This is a genomic window from Rhodoferax bucti, assembly GCF_005876985.1.
Taxonomy (GTDB): domain Bacteria; phylum Pseudomonadota; class Gammaproteobacteria; order Burkholderiales; family Burkholderiaceae_C; genus Allorhodoferax; species Allorhodoferax bucti.
In genome coordinates, this window is record NZ_VAHD01000001.1 from 438,724 (window position 1) to 456,487 (window position 17,764).

General features: G+C 62.7%; 18 protein-coding genes and 2 pseudogenes. 11 read left to right on the forward strand and 9 right to left on the reverse strand.

All coding sequences use genetic code 11. The annotated features are described in order from the left end of the window. Nucleotides 1-12 precede the first annotated feature (12 nt). The 3 genes from FDM28_RS02120 to FDM28_RS02130 all read left to right on the forward strand — a co-directional run bounded on the left by FDM28_RS02120 (nt 13) and on the right by FDM28_RS02130 (nt 3,225). Nucleotides 13-1,578 carry a DUF1800 domain-containing protein gene (locus tag FDM28_RS02120; RefSeq protein ID WP_138512559.1) on the forward strand — a complete coding sequence of 522 codons (1,566 nt, stop codon included), beginning with the start codon at nt 13-15 and terminating at the stop codon, nt 1,576-1,578. 37 nt (nt 1,579-1,615) lie between these two features. Then, nucleotides 1,616-2,833: a DUF1501 domain-containing protein gene (locus FDM28_RS02125; protein WP_138512561.1), complete on the forward strand. Its 1,218-nt coding sequence runs from the start codon at nt 1,616-1,618 to the stop codon at nt 2,831-2,833. Nucleotides 2,834-2,943: 110 nt separating this feature from the next. Then, nucleotides 2,944-3,225 carry a hypothetical protein gene (locus FDM28_RS02130; protein WP_138512563.1) on the forward strand — a complete coding sequence of 94 codons (282 nt, stop codon included), beginning with the start codon at nt 2,944-2,946 and terminating at the stop codon, nt 3,223-3,225. A 120-nt stretch (nt 3,226-3,345) separates the two neighbouring features. Here the strand turns inward: FDM28_RS02130 and FDM28_RS02135 are convergent, their stop codons facing one another. From FDM28_RS02135 to FDM28_RS02150, 5 genes and pseudogenes are all read right to left on the reverse strand, one after another. Next, entirely contained in the window at nt 3,346-4,281 is a 936-nt protein-coding gene (locus FDM28_RS02135; RefSeq protein ID WP_138512565.1) for a LysR family transcriptional regulator, read from the reverse strand. A gap of 151 nt (nt 4,282-4,432) precedes the next feature. Next, on the reverse strand, nt 4,433-5,629 hold the full coding sequence (locus tag FDM28_RS02140; RefSeq protein ID WP_138512567.1) for a CaiB/BaiF CoA transferase family protein: 1,197 nt from the start codon (nt 5,627-5,629) through the stop codon (nt 4,433-4,435). Nucleotides 5,630-5,823: 194 nt separating this feature from the next. Further along, a pseudogene (locus FDM28_RS18175) lies at nt 5,824-5,907 on the reverse strand (PEPxxWA-CTERM sorting domain-containing protein); the annotation flags it as partial. A 75-nt stretch (nt 5,908-5,982) separates the two neighbouring features. Next, nucleotides 5,983-6,801 (reverse strand): annotated as a pseudogene (locus FDM28_RS02145) (SdiA-regulated domain-containing protein); the annotation flags it as partial. Between the two features lie 167 nt (nt 6,802-6,968). Continuing rightward, nucleotides 6,969-7,268 (reverse strand): Dabb family protein, encoded by a 300-nt coding sequence (locus FDM28_RS02150; RefSeq protein ID WP_138512572.1) that lies wholly within the window; start codon nt 7,266-7,268, stop codon nt 6,969-6,971. 153 nt (nt 7,269-7,421) lie between these two features. Here FDM28_RS02150 and FDM28_RS02155 point away from each other — a divergent pair, with 153 nt between their 5' ends. Both FDM28_RS02155 and FDM28_RS02160 read left to right on the forward strand, forming a co-directional pair. Continuing rightward, nucleotides 7,422-9,638 carry a malate synthase G gene (locus FDM28_RS02155; RefSeq protein WP_138512574.1) on the forward strand — a complete coding sequence of 739 codons (2,217 nt, stop codon included), beginning with the start codon at nt 7,422-7,424 and terminating at the stop codon, nt 9,636-9,638. Nucleotides 9,639-9,771: 133 nt separating this feature from the next. Then, nucleotides 9,772-10,215 (forward strand): c-type cytochrome, encoded by a 444-nt coding sequence (locus FDM28_RS02160; protein WP_138512576.1) that lies wholly within the window; start codon nt 9,772-9,774, stop codon nt 10,213-10,215. A gap of 83 nt (nt 10,216-10,298) precedes the next feature. Here FDM28_RS02160 and FDM28_RS02165 read toward each other — a convergent pair whose 3' ends face one another. Continuing rightward, nucleotides 10,299-10,757, reverse strand: a complete 459-nt coding sequence (locus FDM28_RS02165) for a CYTH domain-containing protein (RefSeq protein ID WP_138514207.1) — start codon at nt 10,755-10,757, stop codon at nt 10,299-10,301. Nucleotides 10,758-10,817: 60 nt separating this feature from the next. On the opposite strand from FDM28_RS02165, the gene FDM28_RS02170 reads away from it, so the two are divergent. Continuing rightward, nucleotides 10,818-11,054: a cysteine-rich CWC family protein gene (locus FDM28_RS02170; protein ID WP_138512578.1), complete on the forward strand. Its 237-nt coding sequence runs from the start codon at nt 10,818-10,820 to the stop codon at nt 11,052-11,054. On the opposite strand, the gene FDM28_RS02175 is transcribed toward FDM28_RS02170, so the two are convergent. Then, on the reverse strand, nt 10,962-12,185 hold the full coding sequence (locus FDM28_RS02175; RefSeq protein WP_138512580.1) for a GGDEF domain-containing protein: 1,224 nt from the start codon (nt 12,183-12,185) through the stop codon (nt 10,962-10,964). The two genes, FDM28_RS02170 and FDM28_RS02175, sit on opposite strands and share 93 nt — an antisense overlap. A gap of 18 nt (nt 12,186-12,203) precedes the next feature. Further along, nucleotides 12,204-12,530 (reverse strand): hypothetical protein, encoded by a 327-nt coding sequence (locus FDM28_RS02180; protein WP_138512582.1) that lies wholly within the window; start codon nt 12,528-12,530, stop codon nt 12,204-12,206. An 83-nt stretch (nt 12,531-12,613) separates the two neighbouring features. Between FDM28_RS02180 and FDM28_RS02185 the strand changes: the two genes are divergently transcribed. The 5 genes from FDM28_RS02185 (at nt 12,614) to FDM28_RS02210 (ending at nt 17,145) form a co-directional block, all read left to right on the forward strand. Further along, complete coding sequence (locus FDM28_RS02185) at nt 12,614-14,107, forward strand: AMP nucleosidase (RefSeq protein ID WP_138512584.1); 1,494 nt, start codon at nt 12,614-12,616, stop codon at nt 14,105-14,107. 8 nt (nt 14,108-14,115) lie between these two features. Next, nucleotides 14,116-15,039, forward strand: a complete 924-nt coding sequence (locus tag FDM28_RS02190; protein WP_138512586.1) for an ATP-binding cassette domain-containing protein — start codon at nt 14,116-14,118, stop codon at nt 15,037-15,039. 145 nt (nt 15,040-15,184) lie between these two features. After that, nucleotides 15,185-15,946 (forward strand): ABC transporter permease, encoded by a 762-nt coding sequence (locus FDM28_RS02200; protein ID WP_138514209.1) that lies wholly within the window; start codon nt 15,185-15,187, stop codon nt 15,944-15,946. A 246-nt stretch (nt 15,947-16,192) separates the two neighbouring features. Further along, on the forward strand, nt 16,193-16,660 hold the full coding sequence (locus FDM28_RS02205) for a MarR family winged helix-turn-helix transcriptional regulator (protein WP_138512588.1): 468 nt from the start codon (nt 16,193-16,195) through the stop codon (nt 16,658-16,660). 56 nt (nt 16,661-16,716) lie between these two features. Beyond that, the gene (locus FDM28_RS02210) at nt 16,717-17,145 is read left to right on the forward strand and encodes an organic hydroperoxide resistance protein (protein ID WP_138512590.1); all 429 of its coding nucleotides are present in this window, start codon (nt 16,717-16,719) and stop codon (nt 17,143-17,145) included. A gap of 61 nt (nt 17,146-17,206) precedes the next feature. Here FDM28_RS02210 and FDM28_RS02215 read toward each other — a convergent pair whose 3' ends face one another. Next, complete coding sequence (locus FDM28_RS02215; protein WP_138512592.1) at nt 17,207-17,632, reverse strand: potassium channel family protein; 426 nt, start codon at nt 17,630-17,632, stop codon at nt 17,207-17,209. Nucleotides 17,633-17,764 lie beyond the last annotated feature (132 nt).

Here is a 17,764-nt window from a genome sequence, read left to right on the forward strand (position 1 = left end):
ACCATGCGCAGCATGAACCGCCCGCTCTGCCCCTACCGCCTCCAGATCGCCCTGCTTGTGGGCTTCGCGCTGACGACCTTCAGCGCCTGTGCCCCCCTGCCACCTGCAGGCGCCACGGGCAGTGGTCTACCATCTGCCAATAGCCCGGCGCAATACGCCTGGCTCAACCGAGTCACCTGGGGCGCCACGACCTCGGCGGCCCGCCAGCTGGAGCAGCTCGGCCAAGCCCGTTGGCTGCAACAACAACTCCAGCCCCAGGATGCCAAGCTGCCCGAGCCGGCCCAGGGCACCGTGCGGGCCATGACCATCAGCCAGACCGGCCTGACCGATCTGGTGCTCAAAATGGAGCAGCAGCGCAAAGACTCGGACACCCTCAAGGACGACACCGAGAAAAAAGCGGCCCAGCAGGCCTACCAGAATGAGCTGACCCGCCTCTCCCGCGAGGCCGCCACCCGCCACCTGCTGCGCGCGCTCTACAGCCCGGCCCAGGTGCAGGAGCAGATGACCTGGTTCTGGCTCAACCACTTCAATGTGCACCTCTACAAGCACAACCTGCGCGCCATGCTGGGCGACTATGAAGACCATGCCCTGCGCGACCACGCGCTGGGCCGCTTCCGCGACCTTTTGGGTACCGTGACCTACCACCCGGCCATGCTGCGCTACCTGGACAACGAGCAAAACGCGGCCGGCCGCATCAACGAAAACTTTGCTCGCGAGCTGATGGAGCTGCACACCCTGGGCGTGGATGGAGGCTACAGCCAGAAAGACGTGCAAGAGCTGGCCCGCGTGCTCACCGGCGTGGGCGTGAACCTCAACACCGGCAACCCGAGCATGCGCAAAGAGCTCAACCGGCTGTACGTGCGCAAAGGGCTGTTTGAGTTCAACCCCCAGCGCCACGACATGGCGCCCAAAACCCTGCTGGGCGCCACCGTGCCTGGCGAGGGCCTGGGCGAGGTGGATGCCGCGTTGGACATGCTGGCCCGCCACCCGTCCACCGCCCGCTTCATCAGCCGCAAGCTGGCCACCTACTGGCTCTCCGACAACCCGCCCCAGGCCCTGATTGACCGCATGGCCGCGACCTGGAAAGCCACCGACGGCCAAATCGCCAAAGTGCTGGAAACCCTGTTCACCGCGCCCGAGTTTGTGAATGCGCCCGCCACCAAGTTCAAGGACCCGGTGCGCTACGTGGTGTCGTCAGTGCGACTGGCGTATGACGACAAGGTGGTGCTCAACGTCGGGCCCATGCTGAACTGGATCAACCGCATGGGCGAACCACTGTATGGCCGCCAGACACCGGACGGCTACCCGCTGGTGGCCTCGGGCTGGGACAGTGCCGGCCAGCTCACCACCCGCTTCGAGATTGCCAAAGCCATCGGCTCGGGCAGCGCCGGCCTCTTCAAAACCGAGGGCCCACAGCCCACCGAAAAAGCAGCCTTCCCCCAGCTGGCCAATGCGCTGTATTACCAGGCCATCCAGGGCACGCTCAGCCCGGCCACCCGCAGCGCGCTGGAGCAGGCCAACTCGCCGCAGGAGTGGAACACTTTCCTGCTGGCCGCCCCCGAATCCATGCGCCGCTGAGCGCCACGCCCCTCAAGGCCACCCACCGGAGTCCGCCATGCAACGTCGCCAGTTTTTGCGCTCTGCCCTGCACACAACCGCAGCTGCCACCTTGGCGCTGCCGGGTGTGCGGCTACATGCCGCCACGGCGGCGGCTACAGGAGCGCCCAAGTTTTTGTTCGTCTTTCTGCGTGGGGGCATGGACGCGGCCAGCCTGCTGGTACCCACGGGCAGCAGCTTTTACTACGAGGCTCGGCCGGAGATTGCCATTGCCAAACCCTCGTCCGACCTGGCCAGTGCCCTGCCCCTCACGGCCGACTGGGGCTTGCACCCCGCGCTGCGCGAATCGCTCTATCCGCTCTACCAGCAAGGCGAGCTAGCCTTTGTGCCCTTTAGCGGCACCGACGACCTCTCGCGCAGCCACTTCGAAACACAAGACAGCATCGAGCTGGGTCAGTTGAACAACGGCAGCATCCAGTACGGTTCGGGCTTTTTGAACCGCTTGGCCACGCAGCTGCAGGGCAACAAAGCGGCCCAACCCATGGCATTTACTGACCAGCTACCCATTGCCATGCAGGGCAGCCTGCGGGTGCCCAACACCGGCCTGCGCAACCTCTCCAAGCCCTCGGTGGACAACCGCCAGAGCGGCATCATCGCCGGCATGTACAAGGGCACCGCCATGGAAACCACGGTGCAAAGCGGCTTTGCGGTGCGCGACCAGGTGATGCGCGAAATGTCCGCCGAGATGGACGCCGCCAGCCGCGGCGCCATCACCGCCAAGGGCTTTGAGCTGGAGGCTCGCCGCATTGCCCGCCTGATGCGCAACCAGTACGCCCTGGGCTTTGTGGATGTGGGCGGCTGGGACACCCACGTGGCGCAAGGTGCCGCCACCGGCTATCTCGCCAGCCGGCTCGACGAGCTGGGCCAAGGTTTGTCTGCCTACGCGCAAGAAATGGGCAGCGCCTGGCGCAACACCGTGGTGGTGGTCATGAGCGAGTTCGGCCGCACCTTCCGCCAGAACGGCAACCGCGGCACCGACCACGGGCACGGCAGTGTGATGTGGGTGCTGGGCGGCGCGGTGCACGGCAAGCAGGTGGTCGGCGAGCAGGTGCAGATGACGGCGGCCACCCTGTTCCAAAACCGCGACTACGCGGTGCTCAATGAATACCGCAGCGTGCTGGGCGGCATCTTCAAGCGCCAGTGGGGCCTGAGCGACGGGCAGCTCAAAAGCGTATTTCCGGGCTACGCAGGCCCCAAGGACTGGGGCCTGGTGTAAGCAGAAGCGCGTCTTAAAAGCCTCACGCGCTTGTCACACAGGGTTCACGGCAAGGGCGCAATCTGCGGGACGCGGCATGTTGCCGTGTTTCACGAATAAGCGAGCCCAGAATGACCCAAGACACATCCCCCGTGGCGGACGACCTGATGGACGAAGACTTTGAGACCATTGGCGACTACCACCGCATGGCCGCCCACCACTTCCAGGCCGCCGCCAAGCACCACCTAGCTGCTGCCGCGGCCGATGACGAGGGTGACGACGAAGCCAACGCCCGCCACGCTTTTCTGGCCTACCGCCACCAGCTCAATGGCGTGCAGTGCGCCGAGATCGCCATGATGGAAAGCGACAGCTTGGACGATCCGTTTGACATTCCGTCTGACGACGCACAATAAGCCTCGCGCTGGCCTTGCCAGCTCCACGCAAAACCGGCTCTATGCAGATAGGCCGGTTTTTTGCCCCTAGCGCACGCGCTATTTGCGCAAGCAGCTATCAATTCAATAGCAAATTTCTCGCTAGGCCCCGTGCCAATACCCCGGCGCGCTGTAGCGTTCTTTAATGAAATCGATCCACAGACGCACCCGCAAGGGCAGGTGTTTGCGCTGGGGGAAGACGGCGTAAATGCCGTTGGGCGGGGCGGCATAGTCTTCCAGCACCGCGACCAAACGGCCTGCGGCGATTTCGTTTTCCACCTCCCAGGTGCTACGCCATGCGATACCGTAGCCACCGAGGCACCAGTCGTGTAACACCTGCCCGTCGCTGCAGTCCAGCGGGCCGGCGGGCTTGAGATAAATCACTTCGCCGGCATCTGAGCGCTCGCCTTTGGCCGCGGGCAACTTGAAAGCCCAGCCCCTTGTTTGTGAGGCGTCGCTGGACAGCGTGAGGCAGTGGAAGCGGCTCAGGTCGGCCGGCGTTTTGGGCGTGCCGTGGCGCTTGAGGTAGGCCGGTGTAGCCACGCACAAGCGCCGGTTGTCAGCCATGCGCACGCTCACCAGCGATGAGTCGGGCATGTCGCCCACACGCACCGCGCAGTCGTAGCCCTCGCCCGCGATGTCCACCACGCGGTCGCTGAGGTTGAGGGAGATCGTCACGTCCGGGTGCAGCTCGCGAAACTTGGATACCAGCGGCGCCACATGGCGGCGGCCGAAGCCGGCCGGTGCGGTGATGCGCAAATGACCCGCGGCCTTCACCCCCCCTGCGCTCACACTGGCCTCGGCGTTGGTCACGTCGGCGATGATGCGCTGGCAGTCCTCCAGAAACGCGCTGCCTTCGTGCGTGAGGGTGATGCGCCGGGTGGTGCGGATCAGCAGCTTCACGCCTAGGCGCTCCTCGAGTGCGTCGAGGCGCCGGCCCATGATGGCGGGGGCCACGCCTTCGGCATTGGCGGCTGCGGTCAGACTGCCGCGGGTGGCGACGGAGACGAAGGATTCGAGTTGCTTGAGCTTGTCCATGGTTAGCGCGCCCGAAGCTGAAGGGGAGTGCGTTTTGCGTAGGTCAAGGAGGAGCCCGCGTAGCGGGCGGGGGACACGGAGAAAAACGCGCTCCCATTCAGCTCTTTTTGCCAGTTAGCGCTCGTGGAATATGCGCAAGCAGCTATATTTTTCATAGCACCACGCCTTGCGCATGGAGTGCAGCCACTTCGTCCGCGCTGTAGCCCAGGCTTTGCAACAGCGCGTCGGTGTGCTCGCCCAGCTTGGGCGGGTCCAGCCGCAAGCCCAGGCGTTCGCCGCCTAGCGTCAGCGGCAGCAGCGGCACTTGTGTCTGGCGGCCATCGGGCAGCTCCATGGGGGCCAAGCCACCCGTGGCTTGCAGGTGCGGGTCGTCAAACAAATGCTGCGGATCGGTGATGGGCGCAAACGGCAGACCCACGTGCTCAAAGCGCTGCGAGAGCTCCGCCCGGCTGAACAGGGTCAAGCGGGTGCGCAGCTCGGGGATGAGCCAGCTGCGGGCCAGCACGCGATCGTTATTGGTGGTCACGCGCGGGTCGGCAAACAGGTCGGCGTAGCCGAAGGCTTCGCAAAAGGTTTTCCACTGCCCATCGCCCACCACGGCCAGAAAAATTTGCTCCTTGTCTTTGACGCTGAACACGTCATAAATGCCCCAGGGTGAAATGCGCTCGGGCATAGGCGCGGCGGCCTTGCCGGTTACGGCGAACTGCATCATGTGCTGGGCCACGAGGAAGATGTTGTTCTCGAACAGCGCGCTTTGCACCTCCTGGCCCTTACCGGTCTGCTGGCGCTGCATGAGCGCGGCCATGGCACCCACCGCGCCGAAGATGCCACCCATGATGTCGTTCACGCTGCTGCCTGCACGCAGCGGGTCGCCAGGGCGCCCGGTCATGTAGGCCAGACCACCCATCATTTGCACCACCTCGTCCAGCGCGGTGCGGTGGTCATAGGGGCCGGGCAAAAAGCCTTTGTGGCTCACGTAGATCAGGCGCGGGTCCAGCTTGCTCAAAGATGCGTAGTCCAAGCCCAGCTTCTGCATGGTCTCGGTCTTGAAGTTCTCGCTCACGATGTCGGCCGTGGCGATGAGCTTGAGCACAATTTCGCGGCCCTTCGCGCTTTTCAGGTCCACCGCAATGCTCTTTTTGTTGCGGTTGAACAGCGGGTAAAAGCCCGCGCCACTGCCCAGCAGCTTGCGGGTGCTGTCGCCGGCCAGGGGCTCGACCTTGATCACGTCCGCCCCCAAGTCGCCCAGCGTCATGCCGCAGGTAGGGCCCATGACCATGTGGGTGAATTCGACGACGCGGATGCCCGCGAGGGGAAGGGCTGAAGGTGAACGGGTGTCGGTGGTCATGCGGTGCTGTCAATAACGCCATGCCCTGTGAGGGCAGGGCCAAAATAAAGGGGCCTGCCTGCCACCTCACGGTAGCGGGCAGGCCGCAAACTTTACGTCAATTATCGACAACGCTGAGTGGCGTGCTATGCAGCCACGCCACTGGCATCGTGCAGGCGGCACCTTGGCCTGCACGACACCTACTAAAGAGTCACTCAGGCGGCGCGCTTGCGGCGGGCCACGGCACCCATCAAACCCAAACCAGCCAGCAGCATGGCATAGGTTTCCGGCTCGGGCACCGGTGCGGTCAACACAATCAGTTGGGACTTGGAACCCGCAGGCGCACCACTGAGTTGGTCTTGCTCGGCCAACAAGTAGATCGTGCCGCGCTCGTCAACCGTGACACCTTCAATGGCGTTGCGCGGAACGATGTGGGTCAAGTCCAGACGACTAACAACTGTGCCGCTACGGGTAACTTCAATCAACTCTCGGGAGTCGCCGCTGTTCGTACCGGTACTCAAAACCAACAGATTGTTGTTACCCAAAATAGACAGCGCTTGCACGTCGGAGAGCTGCGTCAAACCAAACAAACCCGTCGCGCCACTAAACGTGGTGGTGGCCACCGCATCCGGTGCCGTGGCCGTAGAGAACGACAAGCTGTTGAAAATGCTCAGAGTGGCCGGGTTGTCCTGCTTGGCGGTGATGTAGTTGCCGTTGCGGGCGTCGTAGCTCAAGCCTTCAATACCGATGTTGCTAGTGGTCGGGCCCACCGAGGCGACTGGCACGGTGCCCAGGTCGATACTGCCACCGGCCGTGTAGTTGAACTTGTACACATTCTGCAAACGCTCTTCAGCCACTGCGAGCACTCCGCCCCCCAGGTAAGCCAGGCCTTCGGAATCGTTGCCGTCTTTGGTGCTTTTGCCGCCCCAACCGGTGAAGGCCATGGAACCCAGCGAAGTACCGGTGCGGGAGATTTCAATCACCCCCTTGCCCTCGTCACCAATGAAGAACAAGGTGCCACGGTCCTGCGCATACGTGATGGCAGAGCCTTCCAGGCCGGAAACGCCACCCACGCTCAGATCAAGGCCATAGGTGTTTTGAACGGTGTAGTTGTTAAGGCTGAACGTCTGCGCAGATGCAGCGACGGATACCAGCGCCAAAGCGATGGCTGACAGTGTGGATTTGAATTGCATGGGCTTACCTGTTGGAGAAAAAACAAGGCCTCCGACGCAGACACACGGTCCAGGGAGGCTGAGCGCCCATGCTAAAAATGGTGTGTGACAACGCCGTGTCGCACGCGCCGCTTCACGTAAGCCGAACGGACTATCGCAGCCCGCTTCTTCTACCACCTACCAAGCAATTACACGGCGTAATCCAACACCAGCACGTCGTCCAACGTGGGTTTCAAAATCTCCACAAACGCCAAGTGATCGGGGTGTGGCAGGTAGCCTGCGCGGCCGGCCTCATCCGCGAAGGTGAGGTTGAAGCAGTGGGTAAAGCCTTTGGCCAGGCCTTCGGGGCTGTTATTGGTGCCCCACTCCAGGCTCTGCACGGCGCTGATCTTGCTTGCCAATGCTGCGAACGCGGCTTCTATGGCCTGCACCTGTGCGGGCGCCGTATCGACTTTAAATTTCAGCAGCACCAGATGGCGTATGGGCATGAACTACATCCTAAATTGTCACAAATCGATTGATATTCTTCCATATAGTAATCTGCAAAGGATGGAATACAGTACATCTATAGCCTGAGGGCATTCCCCCTCGCGCGATCTGTTTTCTCTTTGTTGACCGCCCCTTCCTTTGAAAGGCCCACCATGACGACAACGACACCCCGCACTACTGAGCACCGCCTTCAGGTAGCAACCAGCCTGCATAGCTTCATCGAGTCCAAAGTACTGCCGGGCACCGGCATTGCGCCCGAGGCGTTCTGGAAAGGGTTCGACGCCATCGTGGCCGACTTGGCCCCCAAGAACATCGCCCTGCTGGCCGAGCGCGACCGCCTGCAAACCGAGCTGGACACTTGGCACAAGGCCAACCCCGGCCCCATCACTGATATGCCTGCGTACAAGGCCTTTCTGGAAAAAATCGGCTACTTGGTCGAGAGCCCCAAGAAGGTAAAGATCACCACCAAAAACGTGGATGCCGAGCTGGCCACCCAAGCCGGCCCGCAGCTGGTGGTGCCCGTGCTGAACGCCCGCTATGCCTTGAACGCTGCCAACGCGCGCTGGGGCTCTTTGTACGACGCCCTGTATGGCACGGATGTGATCAGCGAAGACAAGGGCTGCGAAAAAGTGGGCCCCAAGGGTTACAACCCCAAGCGCGGCAAGAAGGTCATTGAATACGCGCGCCACGTGCTGGACCGCTGCGCACCGCTCAAGAAAGGCTCACACGTAGGCTCTACCGGCTACGCCATCAAGGGCGGTGACTTGGTCGTCACCCTGAAGGACGGCTCCACCTCCAAGTTGGCCGACAAGGACCAGTTCGTGGGCTTCCAGGGCTCTGCCAAAGATCCTTCCAGCGTGCTGGTGATTCACAACGGCCTGCACTTGGACATCATCATCAACCGCGCCACGCCCATCGGCAAAACCGATGCAGCAGGTGTAAGCGACTTGGTGCTTGAAGCAGCCCTCTCCACCATCCTGGACCTGGAAGACTCCGTGGCTGTGGTGGACGCCGAAGACAAAGTGCTGGCCTATGGCAACTGGCTGGGCATTCTTCAAGGCACTTTGGTGGAGAGTTTCGAGAAGGGTGGCAAGACGCTGACCCGTGGCCTGAACGGTGACCGCGTTTACACCGCACCCGACGGCAAGAAGGAAGTCAAGCTGCACGGCCGCAGCCTCATGTTTGTGCGTAACGTGGGCCACCTGATGACCAACCCGGCCATCACCTACACCGCAGCGGACGGCAGCACCCAAGAAATCCCCGAAGGCATCATGGACGCCGTGGTCACCACCACCATCGCCCTGCATGACCTCAAGAAGACCAAGAAAGACGCCATCCGCAACTCGCGCAAAGGCTCGGTCTACATCGTCAAACCCAAGATGCACGGCCCTGCTGAAGTGGCGTTTGCCGCCGAGCTGTTCACCCGCGTGGAGCAGATGCTGGGCTTGCCGGACAGCACCGTGAAGCTGGGCATCATGGACGAAGAGCGCCGCACCAGCGTGAACCTGAAGGCCTGCATTGCCGCCGCCCAAAGCCGCGTAGCCTTCATCAACACCGGTTTCCTGGACCGCACCGGCGACGAGATGCACACCGCCATGCAAGCCGGCGCCATGATCCGCAAGGCGGACATGAAGAGCAGCGCCTGGATTGCCGCCTATGAGAAGAACAACGTGTTGGTGGGCCTGTCATCCGGCCTGCGCGGCAAGGCGCAGATCGGCAAGGGCATGTGGGCCATGCCCGACCTGATGAAGGCGATGATGGAGCAGAAGATCGGCCACCCCAAAGCCGGTGCCAACACCGCCTGGGTGCCCAGCCCCACTGGCGCCACGCTGCACGCCCTGCACTACCACCAGTTGCTGGTCAGCGACGTGCAGAAGGAACTGGAAAAGACCAACTACGAGAAGGCCCGCCCCGGCATTCTGGACAACCTGCTGCAAATCCCGGTAACGGCCACGCCCAACTGGACGGACGCCGAAAAACAAGCCGAGCTGGACAACAACGCCCAGGGCATTCTGGGCTACGTGGTGCGCTGGGTGGACCAAGGCGTGGGCTGCTCCAAGGTACCCGACATCAACGACATCGGCCTCATGGAAGACCGCGCCACCTTGCGCATCAGCAGCCAGCACATGGCCAACTGGTTGCACCACGGTGTCGTCACCAAGGCCCAGGTGGAAGAAACCTTCCAACGCATGGCCGCCAAGGTGGACAAGCAAAACGCCGGCGACAAGCTCTACACCCCCATGGTGGGCAACTTCAAGGGTGCGGCCTACCAGGCGGCGACCGAGCTCGTGTTCAAGGGCTTGGCGCAGCCCAGCGGCTACACCGAGCCGTTGCTGCATGCATGGCGCTTGAAGGTGAAGGCGGCCTAAGCCAACCCTTCGGAAAAACGGCACCTTCGGGTGCCGTTTTTGTTGGTGAAGTCGGATTTTGAAAAGGCCTGTACTTCACCTTGCAATGGCTTTCGCGCGACACTCAGGCCACCTTTCTCACGAGACCTCCAAGATGCACCCGGACGACGACACTCCACCTCAACGGCCGCGTTGGCTTGCAGCGGCACTCACCGTGGCGGTGGTGGTGGTCGTTGCAGGCATGCTGACGGTGGGCTGGCGTACGCTGCAGGCGGGCAGCAGCACCTCCGTGGCTGCAGCTTCCCCGACGGCCCCCACTGCCGCACTGGCAGCCGGCATGGCCGCCGTCAACGCCTCCGACTGCATTCGCTGCCACGGGGTAGACAGGCGCTATGTCGGCCCCGCATTCAACCAAGTGTCTGCGCGCTACCAGGGCCGAGCAGATGCGGTGGACTACCTGGCCGGCAAGATACGCAACGGGGGCGCCGGCGAGTGGGGCCGGGCCCTGATGCCGCGCCACCCGCACTGGAGCGAAGCGCAAGCGCGGCAGATGGCGCAGTGGGTGATGTCGCTGCCACCGGCAGCGCCCGGACAATAAATTGCTACATTTTTGATAGCTACTTGCGCATATTGCACGGGCGCTACAGGCCGATTTTATGCTTAAAACTCGCGCAAACCACCTCACCATGAAGCGTAGGGCTGCGTAGCCAAGTTGGAGTTGAAATAGCGGGCGTCATGGGTCACTTCCTCGCCCAGCCAAGCCGGAGACTCAAACGCCTCGTCTTCCGACACCAGCTCCAGCTCGGCCACCACCAGGCCGGCGTTGTCGCCGGCAAATTCGTCCACCTCCCACTGGTGGCCCGCATGCGGCACGAGGTAGCGGGTTTTCTCAATCAACGGGCCATCGCACAGCGCCAGCAGCGCCTGGGCATCCGCCACAGGAATCGGGTATTCAAACTCGGCGCGGGTAGCCCCCACACTCTTACCTTTGATGGTCAAAAAGGCTGCATCCCCCGCAATGCGGACCCGCACCGTGCGCGCCTTGTCGCGGTTGAGGTAGCCCTGCCGGTACAGCACACCGCTGCCATTGCGCCAGGCGTCGCCCGTTACCAAGAATTTGCGTTCAATCTCTACAGCCACTGTGTTCTCCTGTCCTGTCATGCGGAGCGCAGCAAGTAGCCATCGCTACACTGCAGACCCATGCCTGCTACTTCTGCCCCTGCCGTCAACCCCACAGTGTGCCCGTTATGCGGCCACGCCAATCAGTGCGCGATGGAATTGGAGAAAGCCACCGGCCAGCCCCAAGGGCCGTGCTGGTGTACGCAGATGGATTTCAGTGCCGATCTACTGAGCCGCATCCCCACGCCGGCCCGGGGCGTGGCTTGCGTCTGCGCCGCCTGCGCCACTGCCGGGCGTGATGTCGTGCAGCCCGAATAGCACCACCCGGTCGCGCCCGCTGCGCTTGCCCTGGTAGAGGGCCTCATCAGCGCGGCGCAGCACATCTTCTTGCGACACGTCTTGCGGCAGGATGCCAGAGACACCCCAGCTCACCGTGACCGGAATGCGCACGGTGGCATCGGCCAGTACCACCGTCCGGTTCACGGCCTCACGCAAGCGCGCCGCCAGGGCCACGCCATCGGTTTCGGCGTGCGCGGACGGCATCAGCACCAAAAACTCCTCGCCGCCCATGCGCGCCACCTGGTCGGAGGCCCGGGCATGGCTTTTCAACACCTCGGCCACTGCGATCAACACCCGGTCGCCCGCGTCGTGGCCATGCTGGTCGTTAACCCGCTTGAAGTGGTCCACATCCAGCGAGATCACCGCAAGCGGATCGCCATAGCGCTTGCCGCGCATCCACTCCTTTTGCAGCACCGCTTGCATACCCCGCCGGTTGAGCAGGCCGGTCAGCGGGTCCTGCGTAGCCAGGCGGTGCAGGTTGTGGTGCATGCGCAGGCCGAGCAAAAACAGAAACAAAAAGTTAAATACCGCTGCCGATACCAGCGTTACTGTCCAGGTGATCGCTTGCGGCATGCCGCTGCCCTCTACGGGCACAACCTGTCCGCGCCACGCGCTCAGGCCCAGCTCCAGGTTGATAAACAGCATCGCCGCCAAAGGCACCGCCGCCATCAGCGTAAAGCGCAGCCCGAACTCCCGCCGCAGCGGCCGCCAGCAACTTGACACCGCGCCCAGCAAAATCGCTCCCGCCAAGCCCGCGCCCAGCGCCACGCGGGCAGAAGTATCGTCCGGCCCGATCCACGCAAACACGGCGCTACCCAGCACCACCGTGAGCACATGCTCGGTGTCTCGGGGGCGCGTTTGCAAAAACACCTCGGCACCACGGCGGGCACACACCAGGCTGACCATGTTGACGATGCTGGAGAAGGTGTGCGTCCACCAAGCCGGCCCCTCCGGCCTCCAACTGATGAACAAAATAGCCACGCCCGCCGAAAACGCATACGCCAGATAGTGCAGCACAGCGCGGCGCTCGGTCACCAGAATGCGGGCACACAAGGCCCACAACACCGCATACAAAAACAGTTGAATCCCGACGAGGTGAGAGAGGTTCATAGTCGGCGCCCCGCTTATCTACTCCACCTGGTGCATGGCTGCCAGATTGATCAGCGCTGAAATCACCTCGGGCTTGAAACCCACCCGGTTGGTCGCGCCATCGGAGTAGCCACCGCTCAGAATCAGCGTGCGGATGTATTCCACACAATCCCGGTGACCCCAGAACTTTTCAATCGCCAGCGCAATGCGGATGTGGTGCTCCGCGACGATGGCCATCTCATGGTCAATGCGCGCCTGCAAAGGGCGCTCATTGAGCGGCAAGGGGCGCGTATCCAAATCCTCATCCTCCCACTGCAAAGAGGGAAATCCGGTTTCAGTAAAACGGGAGTCTTTAGGGTCGGTCACCGGGGCGCGCTTCTGTGAGATTGCCCACACTCTACTCCAAGCCCTTGCCTTACACCTGCTTATTCCGGCGGCACAATGGGGACATGAGCAGCCTCCCCCCCTTCATCGCCCCCACCCGTTTCACCGACCCGGCCCAAGCCCTGGCCCAGGTGCACACCATTTACGACCAAAGCATCGCCCACCTGCGCCAGGCCATGCAGCGCTTTGTGGCCGGTGACGAGTTGGGCGGCCATGTGCGCGCCTGCTACCCGCTGGTGCGCATCCACACTGACACGGTGTCGCGCAAAGCGGCGGCCGACATTGCCTGCCTGAGCTACGGCTTTGTGGCCGGCCCCGGCCGGTTTGAAACCACACTCACCCGGCCGGACCTGTACCACCACTACTACCTGGAACAGTTCCGCCTGCTGCTACAAAACCATGGCGGCGAGATTGAGGTGGCCACCAGCAACCAGCCGATTCCGGTGCACTTTTCGTTCGCCGAGCACGACCATGTGGAAGGCCAAATGAGCACCGAGCGCCGCACCCTGATGCGCGATGTGTTCGACCTGCCCGACCTGGCCGCCATGGACGACGGCATTGCCAACGGTACCTACCAGCCTCGCCCGGGCGAGCCCCTGCCGTTGTCGCTGTTTACCGCGCCGCGCATGGACTATTCGCTGCACCGCCTGCGCCACTACACCGGTACCGGCCCGGAGCACTTCCAGAACTTTGTGCTTTTCACCAACTACCAGTTCTATATTGACGAGTTCATCGCGCTGGGCCGCAAGGCGATGCAAGACCCGGACAGCGAATACATCGCCTTCGTGGAGCCCGGCAACATGGTCACCCGCCGTGTGGGTCTGCCTGCCGAGGCGGCAGACGCCCTGGGCAAAGAGCCACCCCGCCTGCCCCAGATGCCCGGCTACCACCTGGTGCGCGCCGACAACGCCGGCATCACCATGGTGAACATCGGCGTGGGCCCGGCCAACGCCAAAAACATCACCGACCACATTGCCGTGCTGCGTCCGCATGCCTGGATCATGCTGGGCCACTGCGCCGGCCTGCGCAACAGCCAGCAGCTGGGCGACTATGTGCTCGCCCACGGCTATGTGCGCGAAGACCATGTGCTGGACGAAGAGCTGCCGCTGTGGGTGCCGATTCCGGCGCTGGCAGAAATTCAGGTCGCGCTGGAGCAAGCCGTGGCGGATGTCACTCAGGTCAGCGGTGCGGCACTTAAAAGCATCATGCGCACCGGCACCGTGGCCAGCACCGACAACCGCAACTGGGAGCTGCTGCCCGACAACCAGCCCCAGCGCCGCTTCAGCCAAAGCCGCGCCGTGGCGCTGGACATGGAAAGCGCCACCATCGCCGCCAACGGTTTCCGTTTCCGCGTGCCCTACGGCACCTTGCTGTGCGTGAGCGACAAGCCGCTGCATGGCGAAATCAAACTGCCCGGCATGGCCAACCATTTTTACCGCGAGCGGGTAGACCAGCACCTGCGCATCGGTATCCGCGCGCTGGAGTTGCTGCGCTCGCAAGGCATTGACCAGCTACACAGCCGCAAGCTGCGCAGCTTTGCCGAAGTGGCTTTTCAGTGAAGGCAGCCATGAACCAGACTTTTTTTCAGGTCGAGCACCTGCACAAGCGCTACGGCGATGCCGAGGTCGTCAAAGACCTGAGCTTCAGCATCGCACCCGGCGAATGCCTGGGCGTCATCGGCCCCAACGGTGCCGGCAAGACCACCACTATCCGCATGTGCTTGGGCCATACCCTGCCAGACGGCGGCAGCATCACCGCCATGGGCCTGCCCATGCCCCATGAGGCCATGGCCATCAAGGCCCAGCTGGGCGTGGTCACGCAGTTCGATACGCTGGACCCGGACTTCAGCTGCGCAGAAAACCTGCTGGTGTACGGCCGCTACTTCGGCATGAAGGACACCGCCATCAAGGCGCGCATTCCGCAACTGCTGGAATTCGCGGCACTCACCCACAAGGCAGACGCCAAACCGGGCGAGCTCTCCGGCGGTATGCGACGGCGACTGAGCCTGGCCCGCGCGCTGGTGAATGACCCCAAGTTGTTGCTACTGGACGAGCCCACCACCGGCCTGGACCCGCAAGCCCGCCACCTCATGTGGGAGCGGCTGCAGGTGTTGCTGCAGCAAGGCAAGTCCATTCTGCTCACCACCCACTTCATGGACGAAGCCGAACGCCTGTGCAACCGCCTGCTGGTGCTCGACCATGGACAAAAAATTGCAGAGGGCACGCCACGCGACCTGATTGCGGCCCACCTGGAGCCGGATGTGGTCGAGGTATTTGGAGTCGGCGCACATGCCTTGGTGGACAGCCCTTTGCGCGCCCTGGCCGCGCGCGTGGAAGTCAGCGGCGAGACCGTGTTTTTCTACACCCAGGACTCCGTCCTGCTGCTGCAAGCGCTGTCCACCTACCCCCAGTTGCGCACGCTGCACCGCCCGGCCAATCTGGAAGACCTGTTTTTGAAATTGACCGGACGCCAGATCCGGGAGGACGCCTGATATGAGCACCCAAAACAACGACAACAAGCCCCACGAGGAACGCCGGGCCGCCCCAAGGCCCGAGAGCCCCCCCGGGGGGCAGCGAGGACACGCCAGTGCCGAGCGTAGGGGCCCACAATCTATCTGGCGCGCACCCGAGCTGTCCATGCGCTTCTGGCCGGTGTTTTTGCGCAACCTGCTGGTCTGGCGCAAGCTGGCCATACCCAGCCTGGTGGGCAATATTGCCGAGCCCTTGATGTGGCTGGTCGCCTTCGGCTACGGCATGGGCGCATTGGTGGGCCAGATCACGGTGAACGGGCAGCAGGTGCCTTACATCCTCTTTCTGGCCAGCGGTTCCATTTGCATGAGCGCCATGCAATCGGCCTCGTTTGAGGCGCTGTACTCTGCCTTCAGCCGCATGCACGTGCAAAAGACTTGGGACGGCATCATGAATGCGCCGGTGAGTTTGGACAACGTGGTGCTCGCCGAGATGCTGTGGGCGGCGTTCAAGTCGCTATTCACCGTGACGGCCATCATGGGGGTGATGCTGGGTTTGGGCATCAGCCACAGCCCCAAACTGCTGGTGGCCTGGCCCATTCTGCTGGGGGTGGGCATTACCTTCAGCTGCATTGCGCTGATCTTCAACGCACTGGCCAGGGGCTACGACTTTTTCACCTACTACTTCACGCTGTTTCTCACGCCCATGATGTTCTTGAGTGGGGTGTTTTTCCCGCTGGAACAGCTGCCCCAAGCGGTGCGCGTGGTGGCCGACTGGCTGCCCCTGTCCAACGCCGTTGCGCTGGTGCGCCCCTTGTTCATGGACCAATGGCCGTCGGATGAAGTGCGGCATCTGACGGTGCTGGCGGCTTATGCGGTGGCGTCGTTCTGGGTGGCTTTGGCGCTCACGCGCCGGCGGTTCGCCAAATAGCACCGCCAGGTGCCTGAAATATGCATGTTTTAGGCACCTAGCCCAGATACACAAAGCGCAGTCAGCTCCTGTTTTTATAGCAAAACAGACCATTCGCCCCCCCACCACGTCACATGACGCCGAGCGGGGCTCCGCCGCCTACAGCACGCAGCGACAACACGTAGTCAGCCGGCCTGAGACCCTCAAGGAGATAAGGTTTTCGCAATTAAATTGCATGCAATTTAATTGCGAACTACAATTCACCCCATGCCAAGTCAACACACCGCTCTCCCTGCCAACGACGCCATGCTGCGGCTGGACAACCAGCTCTGCTTTGCCTTGTACTCAGCCTCCCTGGCCATGACCAAGCTCTACAAGCCCTTGCTGGACGCCTTGCAACTGACCTACCCGCAGTACCTGGTCATGCTGGTGCTGTGGGAGACCGATGGCCTGACGGTTTCAGCGCTGGGCGAGCGTTTGTTTCTGGACTCCGGCACCCTCACGCCCCTGCTGAAGCGCATGGAAACCGCAGGTCTGTTGCAGCGTCAGCGCAGCGCAGAAGACGAGCGCCGCGTAGAAGTCTTTCTGAGCCCCGCAGGTTTGGCGCTCAAATCCAAAGCCCTCGGCATTCCCGCCTGTGTAGTGGCGGCCAGCGAGTGCCCCGTGCCGGAGCTGATGAGCCTCACCAGCCAAATCCAAACCCTGCGCAACCGGCTGGTTGCCGGGCAGGCCTGATACCCACGTTTACCCCCCCCCCCGCTGCGTCCGCAGCATTTTTCAAAGGAAGCACCATGGTCAACAAAATCGAAAAAGTCATCTACACCGCCCACGCCACCTCCACCGGCGGCCGTGACGGCACCACCCGCACTTCGGACGGCTTGCTGGACCTGAAATTGGCAGTGCCCAAAGAAATGGGCGGCGCCGGCGGTGGTGTGAACCCCGAGCAGCTGTTTGCCTCCGGCTACAGCGCCTGCTTCATCGGCGCCATGAAATTCGTGGCCGGCACCCAGAAGATCGCCTTGCCCGCAGACACCAGCATCAACGCATCGGTGGGCATCGGCCAGATTCCTCAAGGCTTCGGCATTGAAGTGGCGTTGCAAGTGAGCATCCCCGGCATGGACAAGGCAGCCGCCGAAGCCCTGGTCGCCAAGGCCCACGAGGTGTGCCCCTACTCCAACGCCACCCGCGGCAACATTGAAGTGACCATCACCGTGGTCTGATCGCCGCGGCGGCGCGGTGCGCAAGCACCGCGCCCCAAGCGATGTCCCCAGCCGGCCCGCGCTATGCGCCGCCGGCTTTTTCTTTGTCTGTCGCTGGCACGGCCCCGTGCACCTCGTCGCGCAGGTGCCTGACTTCCAGGCGCAGCGCATGGATTTCGCGCAGCAACTCGCTGTCCACCGCACGCTCCTCCACTTCCACCAGCATGGCGGCCACTGATGCCGTTACCAGCGACAACACCGCCAGCCCCATCAACACCACCAAAACCGAAAATGTGCGCGAGGCATGGGTGCTGGGCACGATATCGCCGTAACCCACCGTCGCAGCGGTGGTGAAGGCCAGCCACAAGCCATCCGAAAAGGTTTCCGCCTGCGGCTCCAGCACCCAAAACCCGAGCCCGCCCAAACCCAGTATGAGCATGCACAGGCCCAGCGAATAAATCAGGCCCCGGCGGCCGATGACGAGTTTGTGCAGTTTGACTTTGCGCATGATTTCACTTTACGGCCGGCGGCTGGGCAGATTTTTGACGTGCATCAATTGCCTCCCAGGCGACGGCCTGCAAACTTGCCGTCAGCCGGGCGCGGCATGATGTGCACTCCACTATAAAATCATTTCGGAGAC

Coding starts and splice junctions, on each gene's coding strand:
- FDM28_RS02120 (WP_138512559.1), top strand. CDS start 13: ATGAACCGCCCGCTCTGCCCCTACCGCCTCCAGATCGCCCTGCTTGTG.
- FDM28_RS02125 (WP_138512561.1), top strand. CDS start 1,616: ATGCAACGTCGCCAGTTTTTGCGCTCTGCCCTGCACACAACCGCAGCT.
- FDM28_RS02130 (WP_138512563.1), top strand. CDS start 2,944: ATGACCCAAGACACATCCCCCGTGGCGGACGACCTGATGGACGAAGAC.
- FDM28_RS02135 (WP_138512565.1), bottom strand. CDS start 4,281: ATGGACAAGCTCAAGCAACTCGAATCCTTCGTCTCCGTCGCCACCCGC.
- FDM28_RS02140 (WP_138512567.1), bottom strand. CDS start 5,629: ATGACCACCGACACCCGTTCACCTTCAGCCCTTCCCCTCGCGGGCATC.
- FDM28_RS02150 (WP_138512572.1), bottom strand. CDS start 7,268: ATGCCCATACGCCATCTGGTGCTGCTGAAATTTAAAGTCGATACGGCG.
- FDM28_RS02155 (WP_138512574.1), top strand. CDS start 7,422: ATGACGACAACGACACCCCGCACTACTGAGCACCGCCTTCAGGTAGCA.
- FDM28_RS02160 (WP_138512576.1), top strand. CDS start 9,772: ATGCACCCGGACGACGACACTCCACCTCAACGGCCGCGTTGGCTTGCA.
- FDM28_RS02170 (WP_138512578.1), top strand. CDS start 10,818: ATGCCTGCTACTTCTGCCCCTGCCGTCAACCCCACAGTGTGCCCGTTA.
- FDM28_RS02175 (WP_138512580.1), bottom strand. CDS start 12,185: ATGAACCTCTCTCACCTCGTCGGGATTCAACTGTTTTTGTATGCGGTG.
- FDM28_RS02185 (WP_138512584.1), top strand. CDS start 12,614: ATGAGCAGCCTCCCCCCCTTCATCGCCCCCACCCGTTTCACCGACCCG.
- FDM28_RS02190 (WP_138512586.1), top strand. CDS start 14,116: ATGAACCAGACTTTTTTTCAGGTCGAGCACCTGCACAAGCGCTACGGC.
- FDM28_RS02200 (WP_138514209.1), top strand. CDS start 15,185: ATGCGCTTCTGGCCGGTGTTTTTGCGCAACCTGCTGGTCTGGCGCAAG.
- FDM28_RS02205 (WP_138512588.1), top strand. CDS start 16,193: ATGCCAAGTCAACACACCGCTCTCCCTGCCAACGACGCCATGCTGCGG.
- FDM28_RS02210 (WP_138512590.1), top strand. CDS start 16,717: ATGGTCAACAAAATCGAAAAAGTCATCTACACCGCCCACGCCACCTCC.
- FDM28_RS02215 (WP_138512592.1), bottom strand. CDS start 17,632: ATGCGCAAAGTCAAACTGCACAAACTCGTCATCGGCCGCCGGGGCCTG.